Origin of the sequence: Sulfitobacter sp. S223, assembly GCF_025143825.1 — a bacterium.
GTDB lineage: Bacteria > Pseudomonadota > Alphaproteobacteria > Rhodobacterales > Rhodobacteraceae > Sulfitobacter.
In genome coordinates this window covers 1,630,762-1,655,736 of record NZ_CP083560.1, presented here as the reverse complement: position 1 = coordinate 1,655,736, position 24,975 = coordinate 1,630,762, and the positions used below count along the sequence as shown (strand labels likewise).

Sequence of the window (24,975 nt, the reverse complement as noted above, 5' to 3'; positions counted from 1 at the left end):
CAGGAGGGAATCGGGTGGCCAAGTTCGACCGCTATATGCTGTCGCAGCTGCTGGTTCTGTTTGGATTTTTCGCGCTGGTTCTTGTTGCGATTTTCTGGATCAACCGCGCCGTGGTACTGTTTGACCGTCTTATCGGAGACGGGCAAAACGCCATTGTTTTTCTTGAATTTACAGCTTTGGGTCTGCCCAGCCTGATCGCCACGGTTTTGCCGATCGCCACCTTTGCCGCTGCGGTCTATGTCACCAACCGCATGACGTCCGACAGCGAGCTGACAGTGCTTCAGGCCACTGGCAGCAGCCCGTGGCGTCTGGCACGTCCGGTTCTGGTTTTCGGGCTTTGCATCGCCATCGCACTGACAGTGCTGAGCCATTTTCTGGTCCCTATGGCGCAGGCGCAATTAAAAGAACGCGAGCAGGAAATCGCTCAGAACGTCACTGCACGCCTGCTGACTGAGGGAACATTCCTGCACCCAACCAGACACCTGACATTCTATACCCGCGTCATCGACACGGATGGCGTCTTGCGCGATGTGTTTATCTCTGACCGGCGCAATCCGGATCAAGGGATCATCTACACTGCCGCAGAAGCCTATCTGTTGCGCAACGACGAGGGCACAACGTTGATTATGGTGGACGGCCTGGCACAGCGGCTTGAACAAGACGGGCAGCTTCTGGCTACGGCGAAGTTTGCAGATTTTTCCTTTGATATTTCGTCGCTTGTCCGGAGCGAAGCAATCGAGACACTGAACATTCGCAACACCACCACGCCAGCGCTTCTGGCGAACCGGGATAGCATCATCACCCAATCGGACAGCAGCGCGGGTGAGCTTGCAGAAGAGCTTCATTCACGTATCGCAGGGCCGTTATTCTGCATCATTGCAGCGCTTGTGGGATTTAGCACGCTGCTGATCGGCGGCTTTTCCCGCTTTGGTGTCTGGCGTGAAATTGTTCTGTCCTTTGGTCTTCTTATTTTGCTGGACGGCACGCGCGGTACATTGGCAGGTCAGGTAACCGACAATGCCGCCCTTTGGCCGGTCCTCTATCTGCCCACCATTGTTGGCGCGATCATAATTTCTGCGATGCTTTGGCATGCGTCGAACCCGGGATGGCGCAGCCGCCTGATCCGGCGAAAGGCGGCAGCATGATCCTGCATTTGTACTTCGCACGCCGCTTCGCGATGAGCTTTCTTCTTATCACGTTGATCCTGTTTATCCTCGTGGCACTGATTGGCCTTCTTGAGGAATCGCGGCGCAGCTTTGCCGATACTGTCAGCTTTGGCGATCTGATCACTCTGACGCTTCTGGATGCGCCCCAAAAGATCAATCTGATCTTGCCGCTCAATATGGTTCTGGCGACGGTTGTGCTGTTTCTGAGTATGGCCCGGTCGTCTGAAATGGTGATCACACGCGCATCGGGGCGATCTGCACTGGGCACGTTGAAATCTCCGGTTATCGTTGCATTTCTGATCGGGCTCATGGTGGTCGGCTTGTTCAACCCTATCGTCGCTGCGACCTCAAAGCGGTATGAGCAATTGTCCGATACATTCCGCAGCGGCGGCGCTTCGGCGCTGTCGATCTCGGACGAAGGGTTATGGCTGCGGCAAGGAAGCGATCAGGGGCAAACTGTCATCCGCGCGTGGCGCTCTAACAACGATGGCTCCATTTTGTATGACGTTACCTTTGTTTCTTACGCGGCGCAGGGCGGCCCGATCCGCCGGATTGAGGCGCAAAGCGCAGCCTTGGGCCCCAATGGCTGGGAGCTGCGCATAGCAAAATCATGGCCCCTTGAAACAGGCGTCAATGCCGAAGGCAACGCCGAGACGTTCGAGACGCTGGAACTGCCATCGACCCTGACGCTCGACAGTATTCGCGACAGCTTTGGCAAAGCCGGGGCAATCTCTATCTACGACCTGCCCGCATTCATCCGCCAGCTTGAATATTCCGGCTTTTCGCCGCGCCGCCACAAGGTCTGGCTTCAATCGGAACTGGCGCGCCCGCTGTTCCTGATTGCGATGGTTCTGGTTGCGAGCGCGTTCACCATGCGCCATACCAGATCCGGAGGGACCGGTGTTGCCGTACTCTCTGCAGTTTTGTTGGGGTTCGGTTTGTATTTCATCCGCAGTTTCGCGCAAATCCTTGGGGAGAACGGCCAGATACCGGTACTGTTGGCCGCATGGGCCCCACCGGTCGCGGCGATCATGCTGGCGATAGGCATGTTGCTCCACCGCGAGGATGGCTGAATGCTGCGCCTTTTCATCCTTATCACTGCGATACTGCTGCCACTGCGTGCCATGGCACAGGATGCCGCATTGCTGGTTGCGGACCAACTCTACATCACCCGCGACCGCGAACTGGTTGCACAGGGCAACGTTGAGGCGTTTCAGAACGGTATCCGCCTGCGTGCACGTGAAATCCGCTATAATCAGGGCACCGGTGCATTAAGCATCGAGGGGCCGATCACCCTGACCGAAGAAGACGGCACCATCATTCAGGCCAGCGCGGCCGAACTGGATGCAGGTTTGCGAAACGGCATACTTTTGGGTGCCCGACTAGTCCTGAACCAGCAACTTCAGCTGGCAGCCGTCCAGATCGACCGCGTCGATGGCCGCTATAACCAGCTATACAAAACAGCTGTAACATCGTGCCGCGTTTGCGATGACGGCCGCCCGCCGCTGTGGCAAATTCGCGCCAAGCGGGTCATTCACGACGAAGTCGAACAACAGCTCTATTTTGACGAGGCACAATTCCGCATTGGCAATATGCCCGTTTTCTGGCTGCCTCGGCTGCGCCTGCCCGGCCCGAAGGTCAAGCGCGCCAGCGGCTTTTTGTTACCCTCCATCCGCTCGACCTCTTCCTTGGGTGTCGGTCTGAAAATCCCCTATTTCATCAAGTTAAGCGACAAGCGCGACGTCACACTGACGCCCTATTTTTCCACCTCCACCAAAACACTGGCGCTGCGCTACCGGCAGGCCTATCGCAACGGGCGCATACAGTTTGATGCCGCGGTAACCCGCGACGATCTGGAACCCGACAAGACACGCGGTTATCTCTTCGGCCGTGGTCTGTTTGCGCTGCCGAAGGATTTCGTGCTGAGCTTCGCGATCGAAACGGTGACTGATGACGGCTATCTGGATGCTTACGGATACTCTGATGCCGACCGGCTTAAGTCCGAGCTGACCGTGAGCCGTGCGCGGCGCGATGAATATATCCGGGGCAGCTTTTATAACTTCAAATCCCTGCGCGATGATGAAGACAATGACACAGTGCCGACCCTTGTGCTGGATGGCGAATACGAACGCCGCTATTTCCCGAAAGCGTTTGGTGGCGAACTGCGCGCAAAGGTTGTTGCCCATAGCCACTACCGCATCTCAGACCTGTCTGTGGACAGCGATGACGCCGATGACATTGTGGACGGTCGCGATGTCGCGCGTCTAAACGTGCAGGTTGACTGGCTGCGCAGCTATAACACCCAAGGCGGCTTACGCGTTGATACCCGCCTGGGCGCTGCCATCAATGCCTTCAACATCATGCAGGACGACACCAGCCTTTCTGATCCAAGCGAGCTGACTCCCCATGCTGCCATCACGCTGCGCTACCCAATGGCAAAAACCAATACCGCAGGCGTAAGCCATGTGCTGGAACCCGTCGTACAGCTCAGCTGGACCGGTGGCAGCCGTCTGGACATCCCCAACGAAGAAAGCACACGGGTAGAGTTCGATCAGGGCAACCTTCTGAGCATGTCACGTTTTCCACGCGCTGACCGCCGTGAACGCGGGGCGATGGCGGCCATTGGTCTTGGCTGGTCCCGCTTCAACCCCAACGGCTGGGACGCCCAGCTAAGTGTGGGTCAGGTATTCCGCGAAGATGATGACACGTCGTTTTCAACCACGTCCGGCCTAAACGGCCTGTCGTCTGACATTCTTCTTGCAGGGCAGATCAGCTCTGGCAAAGGCATCTATCTGACCGGACGCAGCCTGTTTGAAGACGACCTGTCCCTTTCCAAGGCAGAGCTGCGCGGCGATTACGCCTTTGAACGCGGAACCATCGGCGGGTCTTACGTCTGGCTGCAAGATGACGCCGACGAAAACCGCGACCGCGAAGTCTCAGAACTGACAGTAGATGGCAGTTACAAGATCAGCCAATTCTGGACCGCTTCGGCAAACTGGCGCTACGATGTCGACTCCGACCGCGCCGCCAAGGCGGGACTTGGCTTGCGCTACGAAAACGAGTGTGTGACCCTCGAACTTCAAGTCGAACGCAGCTATACATCTTCAACAAGCGTTGAACCCTCGACCGATTTTGGATTTAATGTCGGTCTGCGGGGTTTTTCCGCCAATTCCGGAACAGAAAGATACGTCCGCTCATGTTCAAACTAACGCCCGCTCTCGCCGCCTTTGGTCTGATTGCATCCCTTGCAGCCCCTGTTGCTGCACAAAATATGTTCGCCCCTGTGGCCACGATTAATGACAGCGTGGTGACAGAGTTCGAAGTGCAGCAGCGCGTGCGTTTTCTGCAAATCCTCAATGCACGCGGCGCGACCCGCAAGGCCGCCATCGAAAGCCTTATCGACGAGCGTTTGCGCGGCGAAGCGATCCGCGAAGCCGGCATGGTCCTAAGCGACGAAGGCATGAATGAAGCGCTGGAAGAATTCGCCGGCCGCGCCAACCTGAGCCGTGCAGAATTCACCGAGGCCCTTTCCCGCGCAGGCGTTGCACCCGAAACCTTTCGTGACTTTGTTCTGAGCGGTGTGGCATGGCGCGATCTGATCCGCGCGCGCTACGGCTCAAGAGTGAGCGTCTCGGAAGCCGAGATTGACCGCGCATTGGCATCGCAAGGCTCCGGCGGGTCCAACATTCGCGTGTTGGTGTCAGAAATCATTATCCCTGCTCCGCCCCCACAGGCTGCGCGCGTTGCGGGCATCGCAGAAGAAATCGCTCAGACCAAATCCCCGACAGAGTTCTCCAATTATGCCCGCCGCTATTCTGCCACAGCCAGCCGCGGTGCCGGTGGACGCCTGCCTTGGCAGGACCTCAGCAATCTCCCGCCGGTGTTGCAGCCACTGCTTCTGGCGCTTGCGCCGGGTGAAGTCACCCAGCCGCTGAACATCCCCAATGCTGTGGCACTGTTCCAGTTGCGCGACATCGAAGAAACTAGCGCGCCGGTCCAAAGCTATTCCGCCATTGAATACGCGGCCTACTACATGGCAGGTGGCCGTTCAGAGCAGACCCTGCAGCAAGCGGCCAACCTGAAGGCGCAAGTGGACGTTTGTGATGACCTCTATGCGTTTGCCAAGGGCCAGCCTGAATCAGTGTTGGACCGTGAAACGCGCACGCCTGCCGAAGTGCCAAAAGATTTCGCCATCGAACTGAGCAAGCTGGATCCGGGTGAAGTTTCCACCACACTCACCCGTTCTGACGGACAGGCGCTGGTGTTTCTCATGCTCTGCGGCCGCACAGCCGAGCAGAACGCCGAAGTCAGCCGTGAGGACGTCGCGGGATCAATCCGCCAACGCCGTCTATCAAGCTTTGCCGACAGTCTGCTGGCAGAGCTGCGCGCCGAAGCCCGCATCAGCGTGAAATGAAACCCGTTGTATTGACCTGCGGAGAGCCTGCAGGCATCGGGCCGGAAATTGCAGCGCGTGCATGGGCAACCCTTGCCGCGCGCATTCCCATGATGTGGCTGGGTGATCCGCGCCATCTGCCCGCTGGCACCCCGCATGAGGTTATCAGCGCAGCCTCGGAGGCCGCAAAGGTCAGCGGCCGCGCCCTGCCCGTGTTGCCCCATGCCTTTGCCGCCCCCGGCACCGCAGGTACACCTGATCCAGCCAACGCAATCGGCGTTATCGAGGTGATTGCCCGTGCCGTTGATCTGGTTCAATCGGGCGAAGCCAGCGCAATCTGCACCGCGCCAATCCACAAAAAGGCGCTCAAAGACGGGGCCGATTTTGCCTATCCCGGCCATACAGAATACCTTGCCGCTTTGGCGGGTGGCTGTGATGTGGTCATGATGCTTGCCTCGGAGCAGCTGCGCGTGGTCCCCGCGACCATCCATATTGCCCTCTCCGAGGTGCCAAAAGCGCTGACACCCGCCCTGCTTCGTCGCACCATCGAGATCACCCAGACCGGCCTGATCCGTCAGTTCGGCATCGCGCAGCCACGTATCGCCATCAGTGGACTGAACCCGCACGCCGGTGAAGGTGGCGCCATGGGCCACGAAGAGCTTGACTGGATCGCGCCCTTGATCGCGCAGATGAACACCGAAGGCTACACTTTGCGCGGTCCGTTACCTGCGGACACGATGTTCCATGCCGCAGCCCGCGAAGGCTATGATGCGGCGATTGCCATGTACCATGATCAGGCGCTGATCCCGATCAAGACCCTTGATTTTGACCGCGGTGTGAACGTGACGCTGGGGCTTCCCTTTATCCGCACATCCCCCGATCACGGCACCGCCTTTGACATCGCAGGCAAAGGCGTCGCCAACCCTTCAAGCATGGTAGAGGCGATCCGCATGGCACACCGAATGGCAACAGCATGAGCGCGATTGACCAACTTCCGCCCCTGCGGCAGGTCATCACCGATCACGGGCTTCAGGCCCGCAAATCGCTTGGGCAGAACTTCCTTCTGGATCTGAACCTCACCGCGAAAATTGCCCGTCAGGCGGGCGATCTGACCCAGTGCGATGTGCTAGAGATCGGACCCGGTCCGGGCGGGCTGACACGCGGATTGCTGTCCGAGGGCGCACGCCGCGTGCTGGCAATCGAAAAAGACAGGCGTTGCATACCGGCCCTGAACGAAATCGCCGCCGTTTATGAAGGGCGCTTGCAGATCATCGAAGGCGACGCGCTTGAGGTTAACCCGCTGGCCTATCTGACGCCGCCCATCCGCGTCGCAGCCAACTTGCCCTACAACATCGGCACCGAGTTGCTGGTGCGCTGGCTTACCCCGCCGGAATGGCCCCCTTTTTGGCAAAGCCTGACGTTGATGTTCCAGCGTGAAGTGGCTGAGCGGATTGTGGCCACCCCGGGTTCAAAGGCTTACGGGCGACTGGCGCTGCTTGCGCAGTGGCGCACGGAAGCAAAAATCGTGCTGCACCTGCCGCCAGAGGCTTTCACTCCGCCTCCGAAAGTCTCTAGCGCTGTTGTGCACCTGACAGCCCTGCCAGAGCCGCGCTTTCCTGCCGATGCTGCAATTCTGTCGCGCACTGTGGCTGCCGCCTTTAACCAGCGCCGCAAGATGCTGCGTGCCGCGCTGAAAGGTACGGCACCCGACATCGAAGACCGCCTGATCGCTGCCGGTATCAAACCGACCGATCGCGCGGAACAGATCCCCCTTGAAGGGTTTTGTGCGCTGGCCCGCGAGATCGCCAAACCCTGATCAAATTGGCAGTCAAAACGCAGAGCTAAGCCCGCCCCCACGATTGGAAAAGGCCCCGCTTTTGCGAGGCCTTTCAAATTATTCTGCCACTTCGGGCTGATCACCGCTATCACCCTTCGGGGCTTCTGTAGCCTCCTCTTTGGGCTTTGGTTTACGCCGGGGGGCGCGGCGTGTCTTTGGCTTTGGCTCAGGCTTGGTTTCTGGCGTGTCCACCAGATTACTGGCCTCTTCGGTCTCATGCTGGGGGGCTTGAGGTTGCTGCTGCTCCGAAGGGTCTGTTTCGGTAGGCTGCTGGTGTTGTTGCTGCTGTTGTTGCTGTTGCTGAGCCGCTTCACGTTCCTGACGTTCGCGGTCGCGCTCTGCTTGGCGTTCGCGGTTCTGGCGTTCCTGCTCTTCGCGTTTGGCGTCAGCTTCTTTCTGCGCCTCGCTCAACAGTCGCAGGTAATGCTCTGCGTGCTGCTGGAAGTTTTCCATCGCAACGCGGTCGTTGCTAAGCTGCGCATCGCGGGCCAACTGGTTATATTTCTCGATCACCTGACTGGGAGTGCCGCGCACTTTCCCCTCGGGGCCAGAACTGTCGAACACACGGTTGACTACGTTGCCACCCTGATTCCCGGAGTTCCGGTTGCGGTTCTTGTTGTTACGCGAGCGCGATCTTTGAGGTTTCATAGGGGAAGTCAGCCTTTGGTGCTGTTATTCGGTCAAACCGTTGGCGCGCAAAGCGCACCCTGTCGGTACGGAGAGATGTTGGGCTTAACGCCGCGCGGGACTGCAAGGAGCATTCACCGCTGCAACAATCAACCCATACCCTTCTCTGGCCCCTAGGAGCAAGAGTGAAAAAGCACCAAATACGGTACTATGCAGGGTTTTGGGCGCAAACAACACGGTCCCGCCCATCCAGATCAGGAAGAATCACCACATCGGCCCAACCTGCCGCGATAAAGATTGCCTTCACGTCGGCCCCCTGTAGCCAGCCAATTTCCACCATAACCCGGCCCTGAGAGGTTAAATATCCCTGCGCGCGCTCGGCGATCAGGCGGTAAACGCTCAGCCCGTCCGCGCCATCCGTCAGGGCCATCGCCGGTTCATAGAGCGCAAGTTCAGGAGCGATATCGCGCATCTCTGCCTGTGCAAGGTATGGTGGATTGCTAACGATCAGATCGTAGCGCCCCTCAACTGCGGAAAACCAATCCGATTGCAGGACCTCGGCGCGACCGGCAACACCGTGCAACACAGCATTGGCACTGGCCTGAAGGCAGGCATTTTCTGACAGATCAACGCCGACCCCTGTGGCGGTTTGCCGTTCGGCAAGCAGCGTAACAAGAATACAGCCCGATCCTGTACCAAGGTCCAACACCCGCTCAAACGGGGCCGCCAAGGCCGCCTCGATCAAGCTTTCGGTTTCGGGGCGCGGGTCCAGCACCTCGCGGCTGATCTTGAAGCGGCGCCCGTAAAAGGCCCGCTCTCCTATCAGGTGGGATACCGGCACACGCACAACACGCAAAGAAATGAGCTGCTCATAGCGCTCAGATATTTCAGGCGCGATTTCTTCGGGGGCAATCAGCGTAATTCGCGTGGCATCCACCGATGCAGCGTGGGCCAACAGCAGCCGCGCATCGCGCGCGGGATCAGGCACACCAGCCGCCCGCAGCCGCGCCGTGGCTGTGGCCATTGCCACAGCAGCTGTGGTCACTGCCCCATCTCCGCCAGCATTTTGGCCTGCGCATCCGCTGTCAGCGCATCCACGATTTCGTCCAGATCGCCCTGCATCACGGTATCTAGTTTATATAGCGTCAGGTTGATGCGGTGATCCGTCATCCGCCCCTGCGGAAAGTTGTAGGTTCTGATCCGTTCTGAACGGTCACCGCTGCCTACTTGCGCCGCGCGACTGTCGGAGCGTTCGCTATCTATCCGCTGCCGTTCTGCATCATAGAGCCGCGTCTTTAGCACTTGCATCGCGATCTCGCGGTTGCGGTGCTGGGATTTCTCTGAGCTGGTGACGACAATGCCAGTGGGAATGTGGGTGATACGCACGGCGGAATCCGTGGTATTGACGTGCTGCCCACCCGCGCCCGAACTGCGGTAGGTATCAATGCGGATGTCATTGGGCGCGATCTGGATATCGACATCCTCGGCCTCTGGCAAAACCGCGACTGTCGCGGCGGATGTATGCACGCGGCCTTGGCTCTCGGTGCTGGGCACGCGCTGCACACGGTGCACGCCGCTTTCGTATTTCAGGCGGGCAAAGACGTTTTCGCCGGTGATATGCGCCACGACTTCCTTGATGCCGCCAAGTTCAGTGGTCTGTTGTTCGATGATCTCAAGCTTCCAGCCGCGCGCCTCGGCATAGCGGTGGTACATGCGCAGCAGGTCACCGGCAAACAACGCAGCCTCGTCGCCGCCTGTGCCTGGACGGATTTCCAACATCGCCGGCCGCGCATCGGCTGCATCCTTGGGCAAAAGCGCCAATTGCAGCTTTGCTTCTGCGGCGGGCAAAGCCTGCTCGATCTCTGCTATCTCTTCGCGGGCCAATTCTTTCATATCGGGATCGCCCAACATCTCGCGGGCACCTTCGAGATTTTCGAGCATTGTGCGGTAATCAGCGATCTCTTCCACCACCGGGCGCAAATCGCTATACTCTTTGGCCAGCTTGGAAATATCTCCGCCCGCAGTGGACATCGCCGCTTCGAGGTATTCGAAACGGGCTGTAATCTGGGCAAGGCGGTCCATGGGTATCATGGAGTTGGAAGTGACCGATCAAACCGCTTTGGTCAAGGGCTGCGCTATGCTATATTGGGCTCATGATCCGCTTTGCCCTTATCTTTGCGCTCACCCCGTTTGCCGCCCATGGCGATATCCTTACGCCGCAGGGCCGCACGATTGATTGCTATTGCACCGACAGTGACGGCGCCCGCATAGAGCTGGGCGAAACGATTTGCTTACAGGTCGACGGACGTATGTTTATGGCACAGTGCCAAATGTCACTGAACGTGCCGATGTGGCGCGAAACGCAGGAAGGCTGCGCAAGCTCGGGGTTAGGCCCCCTCCTCACCCCGTTTGGCGCGGACACGCTGCAACAGCCCGTCCAGACGTTTGCCATTCACCCCAAGGTCTGATTTCCCGAACCGAAGACGGGCATAAAGCTTGATCTGGTTGCCGTCCTGTTCGATCGTTGTGTAATCGGGAAACCCCATCATTTTAGAGCGTGTTATGTACGTCAGGCGGCCCTCGCCGACACTGCCGGCCAAAAGCTCTGTGCGGGGAAGCGCAAGCATACCCTGATGCAGATCAGACAATAGACCGGGCGTGGATGGCACCACCCGCGCGGACCAACCTTCGCCATCCGTGTTCTCGGCTTCGCCAATGGGGCGGTGCCAGCGTGAAGCATCCGAAGGGGTCAAGCGAATAAACGCGAGCCCCGCCACAATAGCCAAAAGCAAAATCACCCAAATCATCCTGCGCACCTTTTTAAAAATTCCAATGACTATCCTACCTGCGGACATCTTTACCTGTATGCAACTCCGGGCAGCACACACAACATCTCATACAGCAAATTCGCTGCCGTCAACGCCGTGTTACCTGACGTATCATAGGGCGGCGATACTTCTACCAGATCACAACCGACGATATTAAGACCTTTGAGGCCGCGGATCAGTTCCAATGCCTGCGGCGTGGTCAGGCCGCCAATCTCTGGCGTGCCGGTGCCGGGCGCATAGGCCGGATCAAGGCTGTCGATGTCGTAAGTGACATAAGTAGGCGTTTCGCCGATGTCGCGGCGTATTTCGCCGGACAGTTGCGCCAGACTGCGGTGCCATAGCTCTTCTGCGGGCCATTGCTGGAACCCCCACCCAACGGCTTCGGAGAAATCCGTGCTGTCATAGCCAGTGCCGCGGATGCCGATCTGATAGGTTTTCTCAGGGCGGATCAGTCCTTCTTCGTAGGCGCGGCGGAAAACCGTTCCGTGGGTTTCTTTTTCGCCGAACATCTCGTCGTTGACATCTGCATGGGCATCGACATGGATCAGCGCAACCGGCCCGTGGCGCTTGGCGATTGCGCGCAGGATCGGCAGGGTAATGGAATGGTCACCGCCCATCGCAACAGGCATCGCATCAGACATGAGAATCTGATCGTAACTATCTTGAATAATTTGCAAACTTTTACTCAAGGAGAACGTGTTGATCCCCAAATCACCGATGTCAGCAACCTGCAAACTGTCAAAAGGTGCCGCCCCCGTGGCAAGGTTGTAGGGCCGCAACATCGCGCTTTCGGCGCGAATTTGTTTCGGGCCGAACCGCGTGCCAGACCGCCATGATGTGCCGATGTCCATCGGGATACCCAGTACCGCCACATCCAGCCCCTTCAGATCATTGACCGAAGGCAGCCGCATAAAGGTGTTGGGGCCCGAAAACCGCGCCAGTTCATTGCCGCCTATTGGTTGGTTCTTTGAGCTCATGATTTACGCATCCTCGCGCCCAGAAGGCAGCATATTTCCGTTGCCACATGTGCGCCTGCTATGGCGGTGGCACCTGTCGTGTCAAACGGCGGAGATACCTCAACGATGTCACCGCCACGAATATTAATGCCCGCCAGATCGCGCAGCATTGCCGCTGCTTGCCAGCTGGTCAGCCCACCCCAAACAGGCGTTCCCGTGCCCGGCGCGAAAGCCGGATCAAGCGCATCGATATCGAAGGTCAGATAGACCGGATTGTCACCCAACACGCCCTTGATCTTTTCGACAGCAGCCGCTGTCCCGCGCTCGTGCACTTCACGCGCGTCAATCGTGGTCACACCCATCGTGTCTTCGTTATAGGTCCGGATACCCACCTGAACAGAGGTCGCAGGGTCCACATAGCCCAGCTTGATTGCCTTGTAGAACATCGTGCCGTGGTCGATGCGTTCCATATCGTCATCGGCCCATGTATCGCTATGGGCATCAAAATGCAGCAGACTCATCGGGCCGAATTTCTCGGCATAGGCCCTGAGGATCGGGAAGCTGATATAGTGATCCCCGCCCAACGCGACGCTGGCGACACCGGCGTCTAGTATCCCTTTGATATGGCGCGTCAGAGTCGCCGGAAACTCAGACACCCGCGCATAGTCAAAGGCAAGATCGCCATAGTCGACAATGGCCCGCTCGCTTAGCACGTCAAAGTCCCAGCCATAGGGCGGATCGTAGGGCTGCAAGCTGCTGGCCTCGCGTATCGCGCGCGGCCCCAACCGCGTGCCTGTACGGTTGGTCACAGCCTGATCGAACGGCACGCCCGTGATCGCTATATCCACGCCGCTCAGATCCTTTGTATAGCGTCGGCGCAAGAAGGAAGTTGCGCCGCCAAAGGCGTTCTCAAAGCTTGGTCCCTTCAGATCATCGCGTGTAAAAGCCTGATCTACCTGAGTTTTCGCATCCTCCAGCGCCATTCACTTTACTCCCGGCTGCATCTGTTCGACCAGCTGCACAAAGAAGGACGCCCCGATCGGAGCGACCTCATCGTTGAAATTGTATTTGGGATGATGCAGCCCTGCGCCCTCACCCGCACCAAGGAACAGATAGGCCCCCGGACGCTCTTCCAGCATGTAAGAGAAATCCTCGGCGCCGGCGACTTTGGCGAAATTCGCATCCACCTTGGCGTCCCCCACCACAGCGCGCGCAACGGAGGCGGCAAATTCTGTTTGGTCGGGCGCATTCAGCGTGGCGGGATAGCCGGTTTCATAGTCCAGCTCCGCCTCCACGCCATAGCTTGCTGCCTGTCCGGCCACGATCTCTTTCAGGCGACGGTGGATGATATCCTGTGTTTCCTTGTCAAACGTGCGTACGGTGCCGTTGATCATCGCGCTATCGGGGATGATGTTACTGGCACTGCCAGTGTGGATTTGCGTGACAGAGATCACTTTTTCCTGCGCTGAATGTGTGTTGCGGCTGACGATTGTCTGGATCGCCTGCACAATGCCACAGGCGGCAACCACCGGATCGGCAGTCTCGTGTGGCATCGCGCCATGGCCACCACGGCCCTTGATCTGAATGGTAAAGCTGTCCACTGCCGCCATGATCGGCCCGGGCGTGGTGTAAAACGCACCGAATTCCTGCCCCGGAATATTATGGATGCCATAAACTTCGGCGATGTCGAAACGATCCATCATCCCTTCCTGACACATCACCTGCGCGCCGCCGCCCTCTTCCTCGGCCGGTTGAAAGATCAATGCGACGCGGCCCGCAAAATTGCGTGTCTCAGCCAGGTAGCGCGCGGCCCCCAGCAGCATTGTCGTATGGCCGTCGTGTCCGCAGGCGTGCATCTTGCCCGGATGGGTAGAGGCATATTCAACCCCTGTCTGTTCGTCGATGGGCAGCGCATCAAAGTCAGCGCGCAGACCAACCGTCCGGCCAGCGCCTGTACCATTGATGATCGCGACGATCCCGGTCTGGGCGATGCCCTCGTGGATTTCATCCACACCGAATTCCTGCAAACGCTCTTTGATAAATGCCGCTGTTTTGGGACAGTCAAAGCTGAGCTCGGGGATCGTGTGCAGATGCTGCCGCCATGCGGTCATGTCTTCTGCGAAATCGGCAATCCGGTTGATGATCGGCATGGGTGGACTCCTGTCTATGGTTGTCCTTATCTGACACCACGCAGAGAGGACCCGCAATGCCCCCAGAGCCGAATAATGACCTGATAAATGACGAAAACGCAGGCATTGAACGCCTTCTTGAAATCATGCGCCGCTTGCGTGACCCCAAGACGGGCTGCCCATGGGACATCGAGCAGGATTTCGATACCATTGCGCCCTACACAATTGAGGAAGCCTATGAGGTCGCCGACGCGATCGAGCGGCGCGATTGGGCCGAACTTGAGGGAGAATTGGGCGATCTGCTGCTGCAATCAGTCTATCACACCGCAATGGGCGAAGAACGCGGCCTGTTTTCCTTTCAATCGGTTGTGCGCAACATTTCTAACAAGATGGTCGCGCGCCATCCGCATGTTTTCGGGGACGAACGCCGCGAAAAGTCGGCTGAACAGCAAACTGCCGACTGGGAAGCGATCAAAGCGGCAGAGCGTGCTGGCAAGGCACAAAAAGGGGCGCTGGATGGCGTGGCAGTCGCCCTGCCAGCCCTGCTACGGGCGCATAAACTGCAAAAGCGAGCAGCACGTGTTGGATTTGACTGGCCCGACACCGGCGATGTGATCGCCAAGATTAGCGAAGAAGCCGCCGAGCTTGTCGAGGCCCGCGATGAGCTGTCACCCGAAGAGCAGTTTGAGGAATTCGGCGATCTGATGTTTGTTATGGCCAATCTGGGCCGTCATCTGGGGATTGAACCCGAAGCCGCCCTGCGCGCTGCCAACGCCAAGTTCACCCGCCGCTTTGAAGGCGTTGAGGCAAAGCTGCGGGAATTAGGAAAAACGCCGAAAGAGAGCGATCTGGCTGAGATGGACGCGCTTTGGGACGCCGTCAAGATCGACGAAAAAGCCGTCAAATCCTAACGTAGCATCAGCACCGCCGGCATCGCAGCGATCTCTTCAAGATGCTCGGCATAGCGCCCCTCAAGGATCCGCGTCTGCCGCTTGGTGAATTCCGACACGCCGCGCGATTCCTTGTCATGGCGGTGCTCTGCGATAATCTGCTGCCACGCATCACGCTCCAGCTTTTCGCCGCTGTGATACCGCTCCTGCAACGCAACAAGCGCAGCATCCGTGGCAGAATGGTTCATCCGCCGCGCAGGTTCACGCAGCGGGACGGTCGCCAGTTCTGGCACCAGCATCCCCAAAATATCGACGCTCCGCCCGCGTTTGCCGTAATCAATCACCACAAGTTCCTGCACTTTGAGGTGTTTGAAGATCAGCCGTACCAGATCGGGCCAGCCGCGGTCCATGTGCAACATATTGTGACGCCCCTCCGCAAACGGGGGCGATTTGTTATCTTCGGCGCGTTTCCGGTAGGCTGAGACATAAAGCCCGGTATATTCGCGCACCACCAGCACCGCGCGCAAGACCGGTGCCTGAGCCGCAGCTGCCAGCGTTTGCAGACGCACTTCTGCAGCCGGATAGAACTGCCCTGCCGGAAAGTGGATCATCCGGCCGGGAATGTTCTCCTCAGACAAGATCATCGCATGGCTGTCTGTAGAGGAAAATCGTTGCAGCTCTGCCGTGGCGCTTGGCAAAAACTTCGTCTCCCACTGCCCCAGATTCCGTGGATCAGGGAGCTTAAGCCGCAAATCGCCCTGCGGGATATCATCACGGCCCGGATAGGCAATGTCGTAGCCCGCGTGTGCCAGTAGATCCCGGTTCTCTGCCAGCATCATCTGAAAGGACGATGTGCCAGTGCGGTGCGCGCCAAGATGCACGTAGAGGGGCTTACCTTGCTTCATGCTGACAGGCTTATCCAATCAGCGCCCCCTTGCGCAAGCGTCTGCTCACCGCTGGACAAGCCGCTTGCGCCTTGCGAGTGTGCGCAAAACACCGCTCCAAGGAATATCCCCATGCCACCGCGCAAAATTATCATTGATACAGACCCCGGACAGGACGACGCCGTGGCGATTCTACTGGCGCTCGCTAGCCCTGAAGAGATCGACCTTCTGGGTATTACTTGCGTTGCAGGCAATGTGCCTCTTGATCTGACCTCCAAAAACGCACGGATTGTGTGTGAATTGGCCGGCCGCACGGATGTCGCCATCTATGAAGGCTGCGACCGCCCATTGGGGCGCGAACTGGTCACCGCCGAGCATGTGCACGGCAAAACCGGCCTTGATGGCCCCACGCTACCAGATCCAACCATGCCCTTGGCCGAAGGTCACGCTGTGGACTTCATCATTGACCAGCTGCGCACTTATGCGCCTGGCACCGTAACCCTGTGCCCGCTTGGTCCACTGACCAACATTGCGACCGCGCTGCAAAAAGCGCCCGACATTGCCACGCGCATAGCCAAGATCGTGCTGATGGGTGGTGGCTATTTTGAAGGGGGCAACATTACACCCGCTGCTGAATTTAACATCTACGTTGACCCACAAGCTGCTGATATTGTGTTCAAATGTGGCGCACCTATTGTTGTGATGCCGCTGGATGTGACACATAAGGCGCTGGTCACGCAATCGCGCAACGATGCCTTCCGCGCGCTTGGCACGCCTGTGGGTGTCGCGGTGGCCGAGATGACCGATTTCTTTGAACGTTTCGACAAGGAGAAATACGGGTCCACCGGTGCCCCGCTGCATGACCCTTGCGTGACGGCCTACATGATCCAGCCCGATCTTTTCAAAGGTCGGCATATCAACGTCGAGGTCGAAACGACTTCGGAACTAACGATGGGGATGACCGTGGCCGATTGGTGGCGCGTTTCAGGCCGCGAGCCCAACGCAACCTTTATGGGCGATCTAGACGCTGACGGTTTTTTCACCCTGCTGACCGAAAGGTTGGCCCGCCTGTGAGCGCGGCGCTGACCCTCGCTGGCCCTGATCATCTGGACAAGGTCCTGCCATTGGTGGCTGCGTTCCATCAAGAAGCTGGCATAAAATCGACAGAAGAGTCGCGCAAGGCAGGTGTTCTCCCACTGCTTTCAGGCGTTCCGCATGGCTGCGCCTATCTGATAGGCCCGCCCCGTGCGCCTATTGGCTACATCGTCATTACCTTTGGCTGGTCTGTCGAATTCGGCGGTCTGGATGGCATTGTGGACGAACTGTATATCCGGTCCGGTGTGCGTGGACGCGGGATTGCCTCCGAGGCGCTGATCGCCCTGCCGCGCGCATTGGCGGGTGCAGGCCTGCGCGCAATCCACCTGGAAGTTGATAAAGACAACGCCGCGGCATTGAAACTTTATCGCCGCGCGGGATTTTCGCCGCGCGAGAACTATATGTTCATGTCCAAACGCCTTTGAGAAAGCCACGCCATGCACATTCCTTTCGACAACAGCTATGCTTCCCTCCCCGATGCCTTCTATACAAAGCTGTCACCGACATCTGTTAAGGCTCCCAAGCTTTTGGCATTTAACAGGGATTTGGCAAAGCTCTTAAGAATAGAGATAGATGATATCGCTGAAGTCACGCAAGCATTCAGCGGTAACTCTGTACCCCAGGGCGCGGAACCGCTGGCCCAGCTTTATGCAGGGCATCAATTCGGAAACTATAACCAGCAGCTGGGCGATGGTCGGGCGATCCTTCTTGGAGAAGTTTTAGATACCAATAACTTGCGCCGTGATATTCAACTAAAGGGTTCAGGCCGCACGCCCTATTCACGCGGCGGAGACGGCCGCGCTTGGTTGGGGCCGGTGCTGCGTGAATACGTGATTTCAGAGGCGATGCACGCACTTGGCATCCCCACCACCCGTGCATTGGCTGCCGTTGCCACAGGCGAGGATATCCTGCGTGAAGAAGGCATGTTGCCCGGTGCCGTGCTTACCCGTGTCGCCTCTAGCCACCTAAGGGTTGGCACCTTCGAGGTGTTTGCCCATCGCGGCCAGACGGCCGAGCTACAAACTTTGACAGATTACGCCATCGCCCGCCATTATCCGCAGGCGTCAGGGCCGATGGACCTGCTTCGCCATGTCTGTGCCAAACAGGCGGAACTGGTGGCGGCATGGATGTCGGTGGGATTCATCCACGGGGTCATGAACACTGACAATTGCAGCATCGCAGGCGAAACGATTGATTACGGCCCCTGTGCGTTCATGGATGAATTCCACATGGGCCGCGTGTTTTCGTCGATTGACCGGCAGGCCCGCTATGCCTACGGCAACCAGCCCAACATGCTGATGTTCAACATGGCTCAGCTTGCAACCGCGTTGATACAGTTGTTCGAGGACAAGGATGCAGCGCTTGAGGAAGCCACAGCGATTATCCACGCTATGCCAGAGCAAATCGAGGAAGCGTGGTTGAAACGCTTCGCAGCCAAGATCGGGATAGCGACGCCCAACCCCGAAGATGCCGAGCTGATCCAGTCCTTGCTGGATCTTATGCAAAAAGACGGGGCTGATTTCACCAACACCTTCCGCGCCCTGTCGGGCGATAGCGCGCAGGACCAGTTCACCGACCGCGCTGCCTTTCAGGCATGGTCTCATCAGCATGTCGCACGCATCAGCGCAGAGCATGATCCGCAAGCAGTCATGAACGCGGCCAACCCTGCCGTGATCCCGCGCAATCACCGGATGGAGCAGATGATTAAAGCAGCCGTGACAGGCGATCTGGCCCCGTTCGAACGGTTGATGACGGCACTTGCCACGCCCTACACACTGACCGATCTGGATTTAGCCACGCCTCCGGCGCTGTCGGAAATTGTACCGGCAACTTTTTGCGGGACCTAAGCAGCGCGCGGACGGCGATTGATCAGGGTGATGCCAACGGCAACCAAGAAAAGCGCGCCCCAGATTGAGGGCGCGACCTGCTCACCCAGCAGCAACCACCCCATCAAGACAGATGCCACAGGCGAGATAAAGCTGAACGATGCCACCGAATTGGCCGGATATTGCTTCATCAGCCAGAACCACGCCAGAAACCCAAGGCTTGCCACTGCGATGATCTGAAAGGCCATCCCCCACAAGTGGATCGCTTGCACATCCCGCAAAAGCGGCCCGAACAGCGGTGCCAGCAGCAAGAGAATGGGCGCAGAGACAAGAACTTGCGAGATCAACTGTTGCGCTGGCGGCACCTCGGACAGGGGCGTCACCCGCACCAACAGGGCAATCCCGCCCCAACAAAGGGCTGAAAACAACGCCAGCAGATCGCCGGTCCAGCTGACCTCTCCGCCGGTACGGTCCGAAAGCGCCAGAATGACACCGCCGAATGCCAGCACCAAACCCAATGCCTTACGACGCGTGAGCTGCTCATCCGGCAGCAATACAGTACTGGCCAATGCCAGCCACAACGGCATTGAATAGAAAATCACAGAAGACCGGCTCACCGTGGTGAGGTCCAGTGCAGTGTAAAGGCATATGAATTCGATCGCGAATAAAACGCCTGACAAAATGGCCCAAGGCAGCACAGAGCGCGGCATCCGAAAAGAGACGCCGCGCAAGTACATCCATAGTAACAGAACAAGAACGGCACCCGCCGACCGCACGCCAGCCGCGAATACGGGGCTGAACCCGCCACCTGTGACTTTGATCACCACCTGATTGAATGCCAGATGCACAGCAAAGGCTGTCAGGGCCACCGCGCCAAAGGCGTCCATATGGGATTTACGTTGCATCCTGCCAACAGCGCCGACAGGCGAAGAATTGTCAATGCGTACCGCTACGGTCTTTTCCCCGCACACCGCACCCCGAAAATATGCAAGGGTGAGACACGAATGATTCACTGAAGGGAGGTCTCACAGATGAGCCTTATGAAAACATTGGCGAAAGTGGCCGTAGGCGTTGCTGTTGCAAAAGGCGCAAGCGCCATGATGAAAAACGGCCAGCGTGGCAGTACAAGCCAAGCTGGTGGTCTGGGCGGACTTCTGGGTGGCCTGACCGGTGGCAGCGCTGGTGGTGCCGGCGGCTTGGGCGGCATGCTTGGTGGCCTCACAGGTGGTAGTGCCGGTGGTGCGGGCGGTTTGCAGGATATGCTGGGCGGCCTTTTGGGCGGCGGTGCCGCAGGCGGCAGCACAGGTAGCGGCGGCTTGGGCGGCCTGCTCGAGAGCCTCGGCGGCGCGCAAGGCGGTGCCGGCTCTCAGGGTGGTTTGGGCGGATTGCTGGGCGGTCTGGCCGGGGCCGCAGGTGCCGGTGGTCTGCTGGGCGGTCTGGGTGGTGCTGTGGCCAAGGCCCCTGCACAAAACGACCAGAGCTTTGGCGCTGTGCTGAACTCACAGTTTGACCAAACACCAGAGGCGCCAATCGAGCCGTCTCAAGATCAGGAAGCCGCTGCCGCGCTGATGCTGTCTGCAATGATTCAAGCCGCCAAATCAGATGGCACGTTCGACGATGCAGAAAAGGAAAAGCTGCTGGGCCAGTTGGGGGATGTTGACGCAGAAGAAGCCGCATTCGTTCAGGCACAGTTGAGCGCACCTATCGACATCGACGGTCTGGTTGCGAACACGCCTGACGGCATGGGCCAGCAAGTTTATGCGATGAGCGTTGTTGCCATTGATCTGGATACACAGGACGAAGCGCAATACCTGCACAAGCTGGCCAGCGCGTTCGGTCTCCAGCCTGCTAAGGTGAATGATATCCATGCACAGCTCGGTGTCGCGTCACTTTACACCTAAGACAACGCGCGCAAACCATTCACGCAAAACAAAAAAGGCGCCCCTTGGGGCGCCTTTTCCAATTCTAGATGGTGTTATCAAGCAGCAGAACTGCCGCCACCACCACCGCTGCGCCGTCTACGACGTGCGCCGCCGGGCTTTGCCCCTGCAGCAGGCTTGGCACCGCCGCCACCAGCCCCCTGAGGACGACCCCCACCTTGCGGGCGCCCGCCGCCACCGCCGCCACGACCGCGTCCACCGCGCCCCTGCTGCTTTGGTTTGGCGGGGATTTCATGGCTTTCCCACACGCGGCCGGAAGCCACCGGAATTCGGATGCCCATCGTCTTCTGGATATCAATCAGTTCACCCATTTCATCGGGTGCGCAAAAAGCGATCGCAGCGCCGTCTTTGCCGGCACGTGCTGTCCGGCCAATGCGGTGAACGTAGTTGTCCGGCACATTTGGCAGCTCATAGTTATAAACGTGCTTCACGTCAGGGATATCAAGGCCGCGCGCCGCCACATCGGTGGCCACAAGCACGGTGATTTCACCCTTTTTGAACGCCTCAATGGCGCGATCGCGCTGACCTTGGGATTTGTTGCCGTGGATCGAGGCGGCGTTAAAGCCCGCCTTGACCAGATCCTTCATCAGCTTTTCACAGCCATGCTTGGTGCGGCCGAAAACCAGCGCGCGTTCGTCCATATGTTTGGACAGCAGCTCTACCAGCAGGTTCTTTTTCTCTGCTTTAGCGATGAAGTGCACCTCTTGTGTCACCTTGTCCGCCGCCTTGCCCGGAGGCGAGACTTCGATACGGATCGGGCTTTGCAGATAGCTGTTGGCAATCTCGTTCATCAACTTTGGCATGGTCGCCGAGAAAAGGAACGTCTGGCGCTCTTTCGGGAGCACTTGGGAAATCTTGCGCAGATCATGGATAAAGCCCATGTCCAGCATCTGGTCGGCCTCATCAAGCACCAGAAAGCGCGCTTCGTCCAAGCGCACTGCGCGACGGTCCATCAGGTCAAGCAGACGGCCGGGTGTCGCCACCAGAATGTCTACGCCCGGGTGCAGGCGTTTGATCTGCGTGTTGATGTTCTGTCCACCAACAACCATCGCCACCTTGATCGCAGTGCCTTCGGAAAAGCTGCGCAGGTTGACGCTGATCTGGGTGGCCAGCTCACGTGTGGGGGCAAGCACAAGACCGCGCACGGACTTAGGGTTCGGGCGCCCTTCCATTTGCAGCATCTGTGCTATCAGCGGAATGCCAAATGCAGCTGTTTTACCAGTACCCGTTTGGGCAAGACCCATCACATCACGGCCATTCAACCCGTGTGGGATCGCCTGTTTCTGGATCGGTGTAGGCTCGTTGAGACCCATCGCCGCAAGCCGCTTTGTCAGCGTCTTTGGCAGGTCCATCATGTCGAAATCGCTCATCTATATCTCTTTTTCCGCGCTGCGGGCCCTGCCCGCGCGCTTATCATCGTGGTGCGCATGACCGGATCACAGGTGCGGGCCAAATGCCCAGCCCCTGTCCGGATGCGTCTGCCCCACGCGTGATTTTGGGAACAAAGGGCGACCTTGCGTATGCGGATCAAATCCACAGCCTGCTCACGCGGCAGAAGGCTCGCCTTGAGCATCACATGGGGCTTTGCGCTGGATAAGTCAACGGCCATGGCCAACTGCGACGCGGCGTCCTATGTAAACTGTAACACCGAAAGGACCCCCGATGCCCCTACGCGAAGACCGAGATCGCCCACTGCTTGCTGTTTTGATTGACGCCGATAATGTGCCAGCGAAACATGCAGCCAACATCATGCGCGAGGTTGCCACGATCGGTGAACCTGCCCTGCGCCGCGTCTATGGTGACTGGTCCAATCCCCACATCAAAGGCTGGAAAGAACCCATTCACGAACTTGGGCTTGTCGCGCATCAGGAAACCTCGAACTCTACCGGCAAGAACGCCACAGACATCGGCCTTGTTATTCACGCGATGGATATTCTTCATTCAGGGAAATTCGACGCCTTCGTCATCGTATCGTCAGACAGTGATTTTACAGCGCTGGTCAATCGCCTGCGCGAAGATGGCCTCACAGTTATCGGGATCGGCGAGGAAAAGACCAACCCGGCCCTGCGCAACGTCTACAATCGGTTTATTTTTGTCGAAAACCTGAAAGACCAAAACGAGTCAGGCGAAGCCTCAGCACCGTCGAATGCCAAAGTTGACATGAACCGCGCCTACCAGTTGGTGCGCAACGCGATTGACCGCTGCGATACGGAGGAAGAGTGGGTTTCGCTTGCCGCTATTGGCTTGGCGTTGCGCGCGGCCCATCCCGATTTTGATACACGCACCTATGGCCACGCAAAGCTTAGTGGGCTGGTGAAAGCAATGCCGCGTCTGGAGTTCACGAATAGGGATCATGATCCCCGCGTGAGGGTACGCGACTAAGGCCTAGCGGCGCGCGGAACGGTCGCGCGCCATCACTGGCAGAAGCACGCTGAGCACCATCAGACGGGTAATGTGGCACGCAGCCACAAACCCCGGCGCAACACCAAGAACCACGCCCATGGCGATCATTGTCTCTAGCCCTCCTGGCGCAAAGGCCAGCAGCACATGGCTGGCGGGCATCCCTAGCGCAGCGGCAACCGCCACAGCCGCAATGCCCGCGACCACCACCGCAACCGCCGATATTGCCAGCCCTGCGGCCAAGTTGCGCAGCAAATCATCGGCCGTTATACCAGAGAACCGCGTACCGATAAGCGCCCCCAGCGCCACATAGGCAGGAAGCGCCAGCCATAGCGGCATCACCCCTTCGGATACACCGCCAAGCTGCCATGCCCCGGTGACCAGCATCGCGCCGATCAGTAGTGGCGCAGGCACCCGCCAGCGGTTCAGCAGCCGCGATGCAATCACAGCCAGACCGGCCAGAATGACCAGCACCCACAGCGGCCAAGCTGTGCCTTGGGGTGTGACCGCCCCGCTCAGATCCACGCCCATGGCCAACGCAACAAACGGCACCACCAGTGTCAGCAGCAGCAGCCGCACTGATTGCGTAACAGAAATGCGCACCACGTCACGCCCGCTGCTTTCAGCCATTGCGATCACAAAGCTCAGATGCCCGGGCGCGCCAGCCAGAAGCGCCGTATCACGGGCAAAGCCAAAGCCGCGCTCCAGCACCGCACGACAGGTGAGCATTGTGACCCACGTCAGCAGTGAAATAACACCAAAAGCCAGCGGCCAGCGCACCATCGTCGCCAGTGCCTCGGCGCTGAATCCCGCGCCGACCGTTAACCCGAGCACCACAAAACAGACATCACGAAACCGCGGATCAATCTCAACCCGCAGTCCGCCAAGCCCTGCAAGACTTACCGCCATGGCAGGACCGGTCAGCATGTAGACGGGGACGTTCAGCCAATAGGCCAGCACCGCCCCAGCCGCCGCAACGACAAGCGTGATCAGGGTTCGCCCGATCGGCGAGCTGTCGAAAAAGCTGTTCATCATCAAATCGCTATCACCCTGCCCCTTGCACAGCCAGCCTGAAAGGCGCATCACCAACGCGAAACTTGGGGATGAGGTTGCATGGATAATCTGCGCGGAGCAGTCCTGATGGTGCTAGCCATGCTTGGCTTTGCGATTGAGGACAGTTTTATCAAATTGATGGGCGACGCCTTGCCAGTGGGTCAAATCCTGACCCTGCTGGGAATTGGTGGCGCTGCGGTTTTTGCGGTCATCGTGATCGCGCAGGGGCTTCCGTTGTTTGAGCGCGCGATGCTGGCCGGTCCCGTGGTGCTACGCGGCGCCGGAGAGATCATCGGCACCATCTGTTTCATTTCTGCCATCGTCTTCACGCCGCTCTCTACTGCATCGGCCATTCTTCAGGCGACACCGCTTGTCGTCACACTGGGTGCCGCGCTGTTTCTAGGTGAAACTGTCGGCTGGCGCAGATGGGCGGCGATCAGCGTTGGCTTTATGGGTGTTTTGATGATCATCCGCCCGGGGCTTGAGGGTTTCTCTCCCTTGTCGCTATTCGCCGTTGGCGGGGTCTTGGGCCTTGCATTACGCGACATTGCGACACGCAAAACCTCGGCCAACCTCACCACAATGCAGCTTAGCTTTTTGGGGTTCCTCGTTTTGGTCCCTGCTGGTCTGGTTCTGCTTTTTGTGACAGGCCAACAATTTGCACCGCTCAATGGGCGACTGGTGCTTCTTATGATTGCCTCGATCAGCATCGGGGTATTTGCCTATTACGGCATTGTCGCGGCCATGCGCGTGGGCGAGGTCAGCTTTGTCAGCCCCTTCCGGTATTCGCGCCTGATCTTCGCAATGATCATTGGTGTGGGCTTCTTTAACGAACGGCCAGACAGCTTCACCCTGTTGGGCGGTGCGATTATTGTCGGCTCGGGCATCTATACAGTTCTACGTGAGCGCAAACAGCGACGCAAAGCGGCGGCAAAGCCTTCCCAAGCCTGA

25 protein-coding genes are annotated in these 24,975 nt (G+C 58.5%); 14 read left to right on the top strand and 11 right to left on the bottom strand.

Annotated features, from left to right (window positions below; all coding sequences use genetic code 11):
- The first annotated feature begins 14 nt into the window (after nucleotides 1-14).
- The 6 genes from lptF to rsmA are packed head-to-tail and all read left to right on the top strand — an operon-like array spanning nucleotide 15 to nucleotide 7,375.
- Nucleotides 15-1,145, top strand: a complete 1,131-nt coding sequence (lptF, locus tag K3757_RS08000) for an LPS export ABC transporter permease LptF (RefSeq protein WP_260000864.1) — start codon at nucleotides 15-17, stop codon at nucleotides 1,143-1,145.
- Nucleotides 1,142-2,239 carry an LPS export ABC transporter permease LptG gene (gene lptG / locus K3757_RS07995; protein ID WP_260000862.1) on the top strand — a complete coding sequence of 366 codons (1,098 nt, stop codon included), beginning with the start codon at nucleotides 1,142-1,144 and terminating at the stop codon, nucleotides 2,237-2,239. The genes lptF and lptG overlap by 4 nt, the downstream gene beginning before the upstream one ends.
- Nucleotides 2,240-4,375, top strand: a complete 2,136-nt coding sequence (locus K3757_RS07990) for an LPS-assembly protein LptD (RefSeq protein WP_260000860.1) — start codon at nucleotides 2,240-2,242, stop codon at nucleotides 4,373-4,375.
- Nucleotides 4,363-5,580 (top strand): peptidylprolyl isomerase, encoded by a 1,218-nt coding sequence (locus tag K3757_RS07985; RefSeq protein ID WP_260000859.1) that lies wholly within the window; start codon nucleotides 4,363-4,365, stop codon nucleotides 5,578-5,580. The genes K3757_RS07990 and K3757_RS07985 overlap by 13 nt, the downstream gene beginning before the upstream one ends.
- Nucleotides 5,577-6,536 carry a 4-hydroxythreonine-4-phosphate dehydrogenase PdxA gene (gene pdxA, locus K3757_RS07980; protein ID WP_260000857.1) on the top strand — a complete coding sequence of 320 codons (960 nt, stop codon included), beginning with the start codon at nucleotides 5,577-5,579 and terminating at the stop codon, nucleotides 6,534-6,536. Before K3757_RS07985 ends, pdxA begins: the two co-directional genes overlap by 4 nt.
- Nucleotides 6,533-7,375: a 16S rRNA (adenine(1518)-N(6)/adenine(1519)-N(6))-dimethyltransferase RsmA gene (rsmA, locus tag K3757_RS07975; protein ID WP_260000855.1), complete on the top strand. Its 843-nt coding sequence runs from the start codon at nucleotides 6,533-6,535 to the stop codon at nucleotides 7,373-7,375. Before pdxA ends, rsmA begins: the two co-directional genes overlap by 4 nt.
- Nucleotides 7,376-7,453: 78 nt before the next feature.
- On the opposite strand, the gene K3757_RS07970 is transcribed toward rsmA, so the two are convergent.
- The 3 genes from K3757_RS07970 to prfA all read right to left on the bottom strand — a co-directional run bounded on the left by K3757_RS07970 (nucleotide 7,454) and on the right by prfA (nucleotide 10,114).
- Entirely contained in the window at nucleotides 7,454-8,044 is a 591-nt protein-coding gene (locus K3757_RS07970; protein ID WP_260000853.1) for a DUF4167 domain-containing protein, read from the bottom strand.
- 187 nt (nucleotides 8,045-8,231) lie between these two features.
- Nucleotides 8,232-9,047, bottom strand: coding sequence for a peptide chain release factor N(5)-glutamine methyltransferase (gene prmC, locus K3757_RS07965; protein ID WP_260001215.1), 816 nt, complete (start codon nucleotides 9,045-9,047; stop codon nucleotides 8,232-8,234).
- Nucleotides 9,048-9,064: 17 nt separating this feature from the next.
- Nucleotides 9,065-10,114 (bottom strand): peptide chain release factor 1, encoded by a 1,050-nt coding sequence (gene prfA / locus K3757_RS07960; protein WP_260000851.1) that lies wholly within the window; start codon nucleotides 10,112-10,114, stop codon nucleotides 9,065-9,067.
- Nucleotides 10,115-10,176: 62 nt separating this feature from the next.
- Here prfA and K3757_RS07955 point away from each other — a divergent pair, with 62 nt between their 5' ends.
- Nucleotides 10,177-10,491, top strand: a complete 315-nt coding sequence (locus tag K3757_RS07955) for a hypothetical protein (protein ID WP_260000849.1) — start codon at nucleotides 10,177-10,179, stop codon at nucleotides 10,489-10,491.
- Here the strand turns inward: K3757_RS07955 and K3757_RS07950 are convergent.
- The 4 genes from K3757_RS07950 to K3757_RS07935 are packed head-to-tail and all read right to left on the bottom strand — an operon-like array spanning nucleotide 10,411 to nucleotide 13,957.
- The gene (locus tag K3757_RS07950) at nucleotides 10,411-10,830 is read right to left on the bottom strand and encodes a DUF1499 domain-containing protein (protein WP_260000847.1); all 420 of its coding nucleotides are present in this window, start codon (nucleotides 10,828-10,830) and stop codon (nucleotides 10,411-10,413) included. The genes K3757_RS07955 and K3757_RS07950 overlap by 81 nt on opposite strands.
- Nucleotides 10,831-10,880: 50 nt before the next feature.
- On the bottom strand, nucleotides 10,881-11,828 hold the full coding sequence (speB, locus tag K3757_RS07945) for an agmatinase (RefSeq protein ID WP_260000845.1): 948 nt from the start codon (nucleotides 11,826-11,828) through the stop codon (nucleotides 10,881-10,883).
- A complete protein-coding gene (gene speB, locus K3757_RS07940) occupies nucleotides 11,825-12,790 on the bottom strand; it encodes an agmatinase (protein ID WP_260000842.1) in 966 nt (321 codons plus the stop codon). The genes speB (K3757_RS07945) and speB (K3757_RS07940) overlap by 4 nt, the downstream gene beginning before the upstream one ends.
- Nucleotides 12,791-13,957 carry a M20 aminoacylase family protein gene (locus tag K3757_RS07935; protein WP_260000841.1) on the bottom strand — a complete coding sequence of 389 codons (1,167 nt, stop codon included), beginning with the start codon at nucleotides 13,955-13,957 and terminating at the stop codon, nucleotides 12,791-12,793.
- Nucleotides 13,958-14,013: 56 nt separating this feature from the next.
- Here K3757_RS07935 and mazG point away from each other — a divergent pair, with 56 nt between their 5' ends.
- The gene (gene mazG, locus K3757_RS07930; protein WP_260000838.1) at nucleotides 14,014-14,847 is read left to right on the top strand and encodes a nucleoside triphosphate pyrophosphohydrolase; all 834 of its coding nucleotides are present in this window, start codon (nucleotides 14,014-14,016) and stop codon (nucleotides 14,845-14,847) included.
- Here mazG and K3757_RS07925 read toward each other — a convergent pair.
- Nucleotides 14,844-15,749, bottom strand: a complete 906-nt coding sequence (locus K3757_RS07925; RefSeq protein WP_260000836.1) for a hypothetical protein — start codon at nucleotides 15,747-15,749, stop codon at nucleotides 14,844-14,846. The genes mazG and K3757_RS07925 overlap by 4 nt on opposite strands.
- 93 nt (nucleotides 15,750-15,842) lie before the next feature.
- Here K3757_RS07925 and K3757_RS07920 point away from each other — a divergent pair, with 93 nt between their 5' ends.
- The 3 genes from K3757_RS07920 to K3757_RS07910 are packed head-to-tail and all read left to right on the top strand — an operon-like array spanning nucleotide 15,843 to nucleotide 18,652.
- Complete coding sequence (locus K3757_RS07920) at nucleotides 15,843-16,784, top strand: nucleoside hydrolase (protein WP_260000834.1); 942 nt, start codon at nucleotides 15,843-15,845, stop codon at nucleotides 16,782-16,784.
- A complete protein-coding gene (locus tag K3757_RS07915; protein ID WP_260000832.1) occupies nucleotides 16,781-17,230 on the top strand; it encodes an N-acetyltransferase in 450 nt (149 codons plus the stop codon). The genes K3757_RS07920 and K3757_RS07915 overlap by 4 nt, the downstream gene beginning before the upstream one ends.
- A 12-nt stretch (nucleotides 17,231-17,242) precedes the next feature.
- Nucleotides 17,243-18,652, top strand: a complete 1,410-nt coding sequence (locus tag K3757_RS07910) for a YdiU family protein (RefSeq protein WP_260000831.1) — start codon at nucleotides 17,243-17,245, stop codon at nucleotides 18,650-18,652.
- On the opposite strand, the gene K3757_RS07905 is transcribed toward K3757_RS07910, so the two are convergent.
- Entirely contained in the window at nucleotides 18,649-19,536 is an 888-nt protein-coding gene (locus tag K3757_RS07905) for a DMT family transporter (RefSeq protein WP_260000829.1), read from the bottom strand. The genes K3757_RS07910 and K3757_RS07905 overlap by 4 nt on opposite strands.
- Nucleotides 19,537-19,662: 126 nt before the next feature.
- Here K3757_RS07905 and K3757_RS07900 point away from each other — a divergent pair, with 126 nt between their 5' ends.
- Complete coding sequence (locus tag K3757_RS07900) at nucleotides 19,663-20,532, top strand: tellurite resistance TerB family protein (protein ID WP_260000827.1); 870 nt, start codon at nucleotides 19,663-19,665, stop codon at nucleotides 20,530-20,532.
- 77 nt (nucleotides 20,533-20,609) lie between these two features.
- Here K3757_RS07900 and K3757_RS07895 read toward each other — a convergent pair whose 3' ends face one another.
- Nucleotides 20,610-21,941, bottom strand: a complete 1,332-nt coding sequence (locus K3757_RS07895) for a DEAD/DEAH box helicase (RefSeq protein ID WP_260000825.1) — start codon at nucleotides 21,939-21,941, stop codon at nucleotides 20,610-20,612.
- 292 nt (nucleotides 21,942-22,233) lie between these two features.
- Between K3757_RS07895 and K3757_RS07890 the strand changes: the two genes are divergently transcribed.
- The gene (locus K3757_RS07890; RefSeq protein ID WP_260000823.1) at nucleotides 22,234-22,953 is read left to right on the top strand and encodes an NYN domain-containing protein; all 720 of its coding nucleotides are present in this window, start codon (nucleotides 22,234-22,236) and stop codon (nucleotides 22,951-22,953) included.
- Nucleotides 22,954-22,956: 3 nt separating this feature from the next.
- On the opposite strand, the gene K3757_RS07885 is transcribed toward K3757_RS07890, so the two are convergent.
- Complete coding sequence (locus tag K3757_RS07885; RefSeq protein WP_260001214.1) at nucleotides 22,957-24,054, bottom strand: AbrB family transcriptional regulator; 1,098 nt, start codon at nucleotides 24,052-24,054, stop codon at nucleotides 22,957-22,959.
- 30 nt (nucleotides 24,055-24,084) lie between these two features.
- Here K3757_RS07885 and K3757_RS07880 point away from each other — a divergent pair, with 30 nt between their 5' ends.
- Nucleotides 24,085-24,975: a DMT family transporter gene (locus K3757_RS07880; protein ID WP_260000822.1), complete on the top strand. Its 891-nt coding sequence runs from the start codon at nucleotides 24,085-24,087 to the stop codon at nucleotides 24,973-24,975.